This is a genomic window from aff. Roholtiella sp. LEGE 12411 (genome assembly GCF_015206995.1).
Lineage (GTDB): Bacteria > Cyanobacteriota > Cyanobacteriia > Cyanobacteriales > Nostocaceae > Komarekiella.
On record NZ_JADEXR010000208.1, the window covers coordinates 1 to 8481 of the forward strand.

At 42.9% G+C, this 8481-nt stretch carries 10 protein-coding genes; 2 read left to right on the forward strand and 8 right to left on the reverse strand.

From position 1 onward, the window contains the following. Window positions 1-113: 113 nt before the first annotated feature. From IQ246_RS27195 to IQ246_RS27215, 5 genes are all read right to left on the reverse strand, one after another. Window positions 114-335 (reverse strand): VOC family protein, encoded by a 222-nt coding sequence (locus IQ246_RS27195; RefSeq protein ID WP_244142179.1) that lies wholly within the window; start codon window positions 333-335, stop codon window positions 114-116. Window positions 336-403: 68 nt separating this feature from the next. Beyond that, window positions 404-943 carry a GAF domain-containing protein gene (locus tag IQ246_RS27200; RefSeq protein ID WP_194006408.1) on the reverse strand — a complete coding sequence of 180 codons (540 nt, stop codon included), beginning with the start codon at window positions 941-943 and terminating at the stop codon, window positions 404-406. Between the two features lie 424 nt (window positions 944-1367). Further along, entirely contained in the window at window positions 1368-2171 is an 804-nt protein-coding gene (locus tag IQ246_RS27205) for a tetratricopeptide repeat protein (protein WP_194006409.1), read from the reverse strand. Between the two features lie 186 nt (window positions 2172-2357). Beyond that, a complete protein-coding gene (ruvB, locus tag IQ246_RS27210; RefSeq protein WP_194006410.1) occupies window positions 2358-3458 on the reverse strand; it encodes a Holliday junction branch migration DNA helicase RuvB in 1101 nt (366 codons plus the stop codon). A gap of 10 nt (window positions 3459-3468) precedes the next feature. Beyond that, a complete protein-coding gene (locus IQ246_RS27215; RefSeq protein WP_244142181.1) occupies window positions 3469-3633 on the reverse strand; it encodes a MerR family DNA-binding transcriptional regulator in 165 nt (54 codons plus the stop codon). 279 nt (window positions 3634-3912) lie between these two features. Between IQ246_RS27215 and hisF the strand changes: the two genes are divergently transcribed. Beyond that, window positions 3913-4686: an imidazole glycerol phosphate synthase subunit HisF gene (gene hisF, locus IQ246_RS27220; protein ID WP_194006411.1), complete on the forward strand. Its 774-nt coding sequence runs from the start codon at window positions 3913-3915 to the stop codon at window positions 4684-4686. Window positions 4687-4785: 99 nt separating this feature from the next. Continuing rightward, on the forward strand, window positions 4786-4977 hold the full coding sequence (locus IQ246_RS27225) for a hypothetical protein (protein WP_194006412.1): 192 nt from the start codon (window positions 4786-4788) through the stop codon (window positions 4975-4977). Window positions 4978-5388: 411 nt separating this feature from the next. On the opposite strand, the gene IQ246_RS27230 is transcribed toward IQ246_RS27225, so the two are convergent. The 3 genes from IQ246_RS27230 to hpnH all read right to left on the reverse strand — a co-directional run bounded on the left by IQ246_RS27230 (window position 5389) and on the right by hpnH (window position 8382). After that, complete coding sequence (locus tag IQ246_RS27230) at window positions 5389-5847, reverse strand: hypothetical protein (RefSeq protein ID WP_194006413.1); 459 nt, start codon at window positions 5845-5847, stop codon at window positions 5389-5391. A gap of 36 nt (window positions 5848-5883) precedes the next feature. After that, window positions 5884-7284 carry a radical SAM protein gene (locus IQ246_RS27235; RefSeq protein ID WP_244142180.1) on the reverse strand — a complete coding sequence of 467 codons (1401 nt, stop codon included), beginning with the start codon at window positions 7282-7284 and terminating at the stop codon, window positions 5884-5886. Window positions 7285-7362: 78 nt separating this feature from the next. Further along, on the reverse strand, window positions 7363-8382 hold the full coding sequence (hpnH, locus tag IQ246_RS27240; RefSeq protein ID WP_194006414.1) for an adenosyl-hopene transferase HpnH: 1020 nt from the start codon (window positions 8380-8382) through the stop codon (window positions 7363-7365). Window positions 8383-8481: the final 99 nt, after the last annotated feature.

The following is an 8481-nucleotide window of genomic DNA, read 5'->3' on the forward strand; positions in this document are numbered from 1 at the left end:
TAGAACGGTATATCAATGATCCTCATCATGGGTGAGAATATTGGAGGCGAATAAATTCGCACTCCTTCGGTTTTCCCCTTCGGTCTGAAGACGCGAAGCTCCCAACCTTCCCGCTATCCCCTGGTGGGATCATTGGGATGGAAACCCCCAGGAAATAACATTTTTGCTTCGCTAGTAGAGGAGAAAGCTAGTACAGTATCTCCGGTTTCGATTTCAGCCCAGATAAACTGATCCATATCCCGAAGAGTGCGACGAACCAAACCAAATGCTTTTTCGTAAAACTCAACGGTTTTAACAACATCGTCTACCCAGATGATTGTGTAACCAAATTTCACAATTTTTTCTCCTCTTGAATATTGCTGGCAGGTATCCTAGCTACTTAACTGTATGCGATTTAAGTAAGTTAACTTTCTAGAATATTAGGATCTGTTGCCAGAGTTTTTGCCCCTGTTTGCATCATTTCCATATCTAGTAGCGACCAATAATGTGGCCCTTGACAGTGATGTGCCACTAGCAATCCCCATAATCCTCTGGGTATCAAAATTGGTACTACTAGGTTGGCACGAACCTGCATATTGCTGAGAAAATCTCGGTGACAAGGTTGGATTGGCTCTAATTCAATATCAGCGATCGCTCTTACCCGTCCTGCTAAATATAAAGCGGCATACTCGTTATTAAAGCAATCATCTGGGCCAGTGGAACCAAGTATTGAGAATTCCTGAGAACTCAATGATTCAAATGTTACCTGTCCCTGCCACTGCCCGTAAAAGTAATACAAAACTACGCGATCAACCTGGAGCGATTCTCTCAGTTGGTTCGTCGTTTGCCGGACTAACTCATCCCGCTGCATTGTTTTGATCAGACCGTCAAGCAATCTTTGTAAACCCTCTTCTCTATGGCGATTTGGGCTATGTTCAAATTGTGAGTGAGGATGAATTTGCACAGTTTTAAAATGATCACTAAGTAAACACTGGCGGATTTATTATAGTAATTTATCAAACCTCTAAGAAAAAATCATGCTGGATTAAAATTGCTAATTTGATACTCGTATATGGAATACCAATCAACTATTTCGATAAATTGAAGAGCCAATCTTGAAAATGGAAAACTCTTGCCCAATCAGCTTTGTATAAATCAAAATAAAATCTAAAAATTTAATAATTTCTTCAAGTTTGTAGTTTTGTTTAAAAAAAAAGATAACGCTTAGTTACGGAATAATGTTTGGCGATCGCAGATAGTTTAGAGTCTATCAGGTAAAACAGGCTAACCAATGGACAAACTTCACGCCAAGTCACAAAGATTTTCTTAGCGTGAAATTAAAAAAAAAATCATCGCACAATTGTGATGTGTACGCTTAGCGATCGCCTTTACTGTAGTTTCAAGAACTTATCCAGCGCTATTACCATGCTAGGAGGCCAACGGCGGATATTTGTCACCCAGTTGATGTCTTTATAGCGGGGATCTAGTCCATAAGCTGCTACCCAGTTACTTTCGGCTTCGCCTTGTTCTCCTTTGATCCAATAAGCAGCGGTGAGAGCAGCACGCATATCAGCAAACTGAGGATATTTACGGACGATGTTCCGCATCTGGCGGATTGCTTGGTCTATTTGACCAGTTTCATAAAGGGCGAGGGCGTAGTTAGCACGGGAAAAAGCAAAATTCGGGGCTATATCATTGGATTTTTTGTAATCAGCGATCGCATCTTCCCATTTTCCCAAACCTGCTTTGGCATTTCCTCGATTGTTGTACGCCATTGCGTCGTTAGGATCGAGTTCTAGAACATGATTATAATCGGCGATCGCTTCTTCCCATTTTCCTAACCCCTCCAACGCCGCACCTCGATTTAAATAAGGATCAGTGACATTCGGAGCCAGTTCTATAGCTTTGTTGTAATCTCCCAATGCTGCTTGCAATTTGTTCTGACTCACCCGCGAATTTCCCCGGTTACTCCAAGCCCCAGCATTAGTAGGAAATTGCTCAATAATTTGTGTCCAGTACATTTCAGCCGTGGCAAAATCACCTTGATTTGTCGCAGCAAACGCTTGATTTGCCAACTCATCGCCTTGTTTTAATTGCTCTTGAGTAATGGATAGTTGGGGTTGTGCCATAACTGGCCTACCCCAGCCAAACACAAGCAACAAACTGAGAAAAATAGCAATTAACTTAATCATCTAGGTTTACCTGTGTCTATCTGTGGTTTAAATTCCACAACTTATCATAGGGAGAATTTTCATCCAGAGGCGCAGTGGTAGCGTTCGCAAGAGCGTCTCGTAGACAGGAACCAGCGTCAGTCACTTTCCAAAACAGATGCGCTAAGAAGAATTCTGCGCCTTTGCGTGAGGATGATTATTCCTTCACTACAACAATGACAACTGTTCATTAGGCGGCGTAAAGTCCAAATGCTTGTATGCAGCCTTTGTCGCCACTCTACCACGGGGAGTTCTGGTTAAATACCCAATCTGCATCAGATAAGGTTCGTATACTTCTTCAATTGTTTGGGTATCTTCACCTGTAACAGCGGCAATTGTTTCTAATCCTACTGGCCCACCATTAAATTGTTCAATTATTACACTCAGCATTCGACGGTCTGTCCAATCTAAACCGCAGGGATCTACTTGGAATAGTTGCAATGCCTCGGCTGCTACATTTTCAGTAACTTGACCAGATGATTTTACTTCCGCATAATCACGCACTCGTTTGAGTAGCCTATTAGCAATACGCGGTGTTCCTCGCGAACGACGGGCAATTTCTGTAGCACCATCTTCTGTAACAGGTGTTTTAAGTAATTGGGCACTGCGTAGTACAATTTTGGTCAATTCCTCAACTTCGTAAAATCGCAGCTTTTGAATTAAGCCGAAGCGATCGCGTAGTGGTGAAGTAAGCGCACCTACACGGGTTGTGGCTCCCACTAAGGTAAACTTGGACAGCGGCAAACTTCTGATTCGAGCGCTTGAACCTTTACCAATGGTGATATCTAAGCGATAATCCTCCATCGCCGGATAGAGTATTTCCTCAGTCATCCGTGAGAGGCGATGAATTTCGTCCACAAATAGAACATCCCCTGGTTTGAGGTTCACCAGTAACCCAACAATATCGCGTGGACGTTCTAAAGCAGGCGCACTGGTAATCTTGCAGCTTACCCCCATTTCTGATGCTAAAATCATTGCCATTGTTGTTTTACCTAATCCCGGCGGCCCGTATAGTAGTAAGTGATCCAGCACCTCACTCCTAGACTTAGCTGCTTTGATGGCAATATCTAGCACATCTTTCAAGTCTTTTTGCCCAATATAATCGGCAAATCGCTGCGGTCGAATACTCTCTTCTTGCTTATCTTGTTCATCAATAGCAGCTTCTGGTTGCAAAATTTTGTCTGTGGAGTCTGCTTTCGCCAACTCCCGACGCTGCTTTGGTTCTCCATTGGGTTCTGGAGGCTGTTTTTTCGAGGAGATTATCGCCATAATTCAACTTTTAAAGGGAATGGGGAATTGGAGACCTATAGGATTCAACGTCATAGAGGCGTTGTCCTGCTTCGTTTGTGATACTTTTGATTTTGCCTTCATCTGCGTACTTCCTTAAAGTGTTTGGATGCAAACCCAGAAACTCGACCGCTTTTCTGAGGGGGATGGCATACATCCCTAAATATGAGCATACGTAAGCGTTTGTGAGCAAACTATTTGCTGTTTATCTACCCTTCTGGGGATAAGGGGGAATGAGGAATAAGGAATGAGAAAGAATTTTGTTTATAGCTGATACCTGATACTTATATTACCTAACACTCAATAACCAGTCGTAGAAAGCCATGTACACTGCAATGGTTGGAATAAACAAGGGCGGGAAAATTTTCGTTTGGGAATACCCAGGCCAATTTAAAATTTAAATTCCGGACAATTACCCAGAAGTGCAAAAGTTATTATGTTATCTAAAAGAATCTTACCGTGCTTGGATGTGAAGGCGGGACGGGTTGTGAAAGGAGTTAACTTTGTCAATCTCCAAGATGCAGGCGATCCCGTAGAATTGGCAAAGGTTTACAATCAAGCCGGTGCAGATGAGTTAGTGTTTCTGGATATTACAGCGACTCATGAAGACCGGGGAATTATTCTGGATGTGGTCTACCGCACTGCTGAACAAGTCTTCATTCCGTTAACTGTGGGTGGTGGTATTCAATCCTTAGAAAATGTTAAAGCTTTGTTACGAGCGGGAGCAGATAAAGTTAGTATTAATTCTGCGGCAGTACGCGAACCAGATTTGATTAATCGGGCAAGCGATCGCTTTGGTAATCAGTGCATAGTTATTGCTATTGATGCTAGACGACGAGTTGAACCCAATAATCCTGGGTGGGATGTATATGTACGCGGTGGCAGGGAAAATACAGGCTTAGATGCCTTAATGTGGGCACAAGAAGTTGAAAGACGGGGGGCCGGAGAACTGCTAATAACAAGTATGGATGCTGATGGAACTCAAGCCGGGTATGACCTAGAGTTAACACGATCAATCGCTGAAGCTGTAGAAATTCCAGTTATTGCCTCTGGTGGTGCAGGTAATTGTGAACATATTTATACAGCGTTGACTCAAGGCAAAGCTGAAGCAGCATTACTAGCATCTCTGTTACACTACGGGCAATTGAGCGTTGCAGAAATTAAAGATTATTTGGGCGATCGCAACGTACCAGTACGCAAAGTTTTCTGATTTGTAATTCCTCCGTAAATGACATCTATCTTAGGTTAGACACACTTCCTGAAAAGGGTGTTAATATTATTTTACAAGTATTAACAAATATTAAGAAATATGTTGATCCCTATTTTAGTTTTTGATGTTGCGCTGGTAGCGTGGTCGCTGCACCTAATGGAAAAAGCCTACGAGAATAAAGAATTTTCTCTGATGTTGGCTGGCACATTAGTTGGTCTAGCGGCTGCTGCCATGTTAGTAGTTTACTTCCTAATGGGTCACTGTATGACTTATTTGTTGCAACTGTCGTAGCAAGTACTCATACTAAGTTGCAGATGAGATACTTGACACTGAATTTTAGAGACTACTTGACAAATTACCAATAATTAATGCAGTATAAACAACGCACTTAAAGGGTTATAGCTCAGTTGGTAGAGCAGTTCGATGCCATTGAGGCGAAAAACCCTAAAAAGCTTATTCTTTAGTTAGTTTAATATTAGGTTTTCTTTGTGCATTTGCATAAACTTGCATAAAGACATCACAGAAGTAAAGGTTAGAAACAATAGTAATAGATGCCTACTTAGGTGGGCTTACCAAAATGAAGACTAATCCCTAACTTGGGGTACTTGGGATAACCCTGAAGAGAAAGCTAGGTTTGCCTTTTGTGGTAAATGGATTTATCAACATATAATGCATAGATAACTAAGATAAGAAGTTTTGATATCAATCAGGCTTCCATTTTTCTAATGATATGTATTGATTATTCACTAAGTCTAAAACCTCGATAACACCATTTGTCTTTAAGACGCGAAACCAATAAATCGTGACATTCTCATCTGGATGTTTTTCAAATACTTGAACTTTGTAATAAGGTTCATTGGGAGTAGGATAGCCATCGACGATTGCTGCAACTCGTATAGTTCTCTTAGAAAGTCGTTCAATTTCTCGGGCTTTGCGTTGCACTTGTGGTAGTTTCCAAACTAAGCTTAGGGCTGTTTTTTCATTAAGTTCTTGGGTAGCCTGAGAAACCCTCACACCAGTATTTTGATCTAATCCAGGAAACAGTATTGAAGAAGTTAGCCCCATTTGAGAATAGTTATTTAGACCCTGAGTAATGTCTAATTGACTTGTTGCTCCGATCAGCAAGCAAGCCATAAGAGGAGAATATATCAATCTTTTCATGAAGTTATCCTTAAATAAGGAAATAAGGAAAATCGGCTATAGGCGACGTAACCAAGTTGCTTGTTCCCAGACGGCTTTGAGGGAAACTAGGTTATTGTGGTTAAACCAGTATTTCCAAGCTTGTTTCAATTTTCCCTTGGTTAGTGCCTGCACACCATCACTGACAGACACACCGATATGCTGCATAACGCTGGAGTCGCGGTAGCAGTCAATCATACAGGCGGTACATCCATCACGAACTCGCTGCGAACTGTCAAACTCAGTAATGTGGCACATGGGTTTATCCCAGTTGTGGCAGCGGTAAAGGTTAAGATGCCAGTCTAGGTAAAATAACTTCCAGCCACCGAGACAGCCGAATTGCTCTGGTTCACCTCGTAAATGGCGTTGCATATCCTCAATGGAGGCGGTAGGATTCACAACTGGAAAATCTTGTTTGAGTGCCTTTAAAGTATCGAAGCGCTCATGCAACTCCTCGGCAGTGTAATCTACTAAGTTCGACTCGGCGTAACCAAGATAGGATGATGCTAGGGTGGTTAACGGATAAGAGAAAGTTACGCTGTCAAAACCCAACGACTTGAGGAATGGTGGCAACTGATGGTAATCATCTATCAGTCGGCTCATGGTAACTGAAGCAGTAGTGCTGATATGCCGACGCTGGAAATGAATGTTAGCATCCCGGATGCGATCGCACACTCCTTTAAGTCCACGATTCTGTTCATGTTTTTCCACCTCAGCCGCATCAATGGAAATAATCACACTCATCAACCCAGCATCAGCTAACTCATCAATTCGCTTTGGTGTTAGGAGGGAGCCGTTAGTCACAAGCATCGGTGCCATACCGATGCTAGATGCATGAGCAATCATCTCATTTAGGTGGGGATGAGCCATTGGCTCGCCACCCACGTAAATCAAGAAATACACTCCATTGCGATAGAGTATCTCTGCGGCTTGTTTTGCTTGCTCCAGGGTTACAGAATGCCGCTCATCTATTGGCATCTTATCCACTGCAAAATTACAGAATCCGCAACGAGCATTGCATACGCTAGTAATTGCAAATTGACAAGTAGAAGGGCCACCATCCAGCACTCCCTCTAAAGCAAGTTGCCATAGTGATCGCCGTTTGGCTCCTAAGACTGAGTTATTTTTTGACATACTTTTTCCTGGGAAAGTGGGGGAGTGGGGGGCAGAGTTTTTATGCTTGTTAACGAGTATCAAAGACTCGTTAATCCAGTTCCGAGGTGGATTCATCCAGTTCAAAGACTCGTTAATCCAGTTCCGAGGTGGATTCATCCAGTTCCAAGACTCGTTAATCCAGTTCTGAGGTGGATTCATCCAGTTCCAAGACTCGTTAATCCAGTTCCGAGGTGGATTCATCCAGTTCCGAGGTGGATGAACGAAGCTCAAAGACTCTTTGATGGAGTTCTGAGATGGATTCATCCAGTTCAAAGACTCGTTAATCCAGTTCTGAGGTGGATGAACAGAGTTATAGCTCTCCTCTGTTTGCCCCTTTGCTTTTTAATTCTTACCGAACACACTACCAAGGGCACGTGCCATATTTTGCGGTTGCATTGCATCCATAGCTGCTGTTGGTTCGTAGCCGCAGTGAACCATGCAATCGGCACACTTAGGATTACCACTGGCGCGGCCGTATTGACTCCAGTCAGTTTCGCCTAGTAATTCTTTGAAGGTGGTATAATGACCTTCGTTTAATAGATAACAAGGTTTTTGCCAACCGAGAACGCTATAACTAGGGCTACCCCAAGGCGTGCATTCGTAGTCCTTATCACCAGTCAAGAAATCTAGGAAAAGTGGATTGTGATTGAAGTTCCAGTTTTTTTCACCCGTTTTCAAGGGAGTGAGAATTTCCCGGAACAGGGCGCGTGTTTGTTCTCGTTGGAGAAAATGATCTTGATCTGGGGCCCACTCGTAACTGTAACCAGGAGAAATCATCATCCCATCAGTATTGAGTGTTTCTACGAAGTCAAAGAACTCTTGGACTGCTTTAGGATCAGCACCATCAAAGATGGTGGTGTTTGTAGCGACACGAAATCCTTTGGCTTTAGCGGCGCGAATAGCTTTGACAGCAATATCAAAGACGCCTTTGCGATCGACATAGTGATCGTGCAAGTCGCGCATTCCATCTAAATGCACGCTGAAAGTTAGGTAAGGCGAAGGTTGAAACTTATCTAAGCTCTTTTCTAGCAACAAGCCATTAGTGCATAAATAAACATACTTTTTGCGCTCAACCAATCCCTGGACAATTTGATCAATCTGGGGATGCAATAGAGGTTCTCCCCCAGGAATCGATACAACAGGTGCGCCGCACTCTTCCACAGCAGCAAAGCACTGTTCTGGGGTGAGGTTTTGCTTTAGTACGTCTACTGGATGCTGGATTTTACCACAACCAGTGCAGGCTAGATTACAGCGAAAAAGCGGCTCCAACATTAATACTAGGGGGAAGCGTTTACGTCCTTTCAAACGCTGGGTAACTAAATACTTCCCAATATCCATAGCTTGTTGTAGATTAATCGCCATTATGGCTATCACTCCTGTTTATATAGATATAGTAATCCGATTTGATTCGTGAACTGATTCGTAGAGATGGGGCATGGGGCATGGGGCATGGGGCATGGG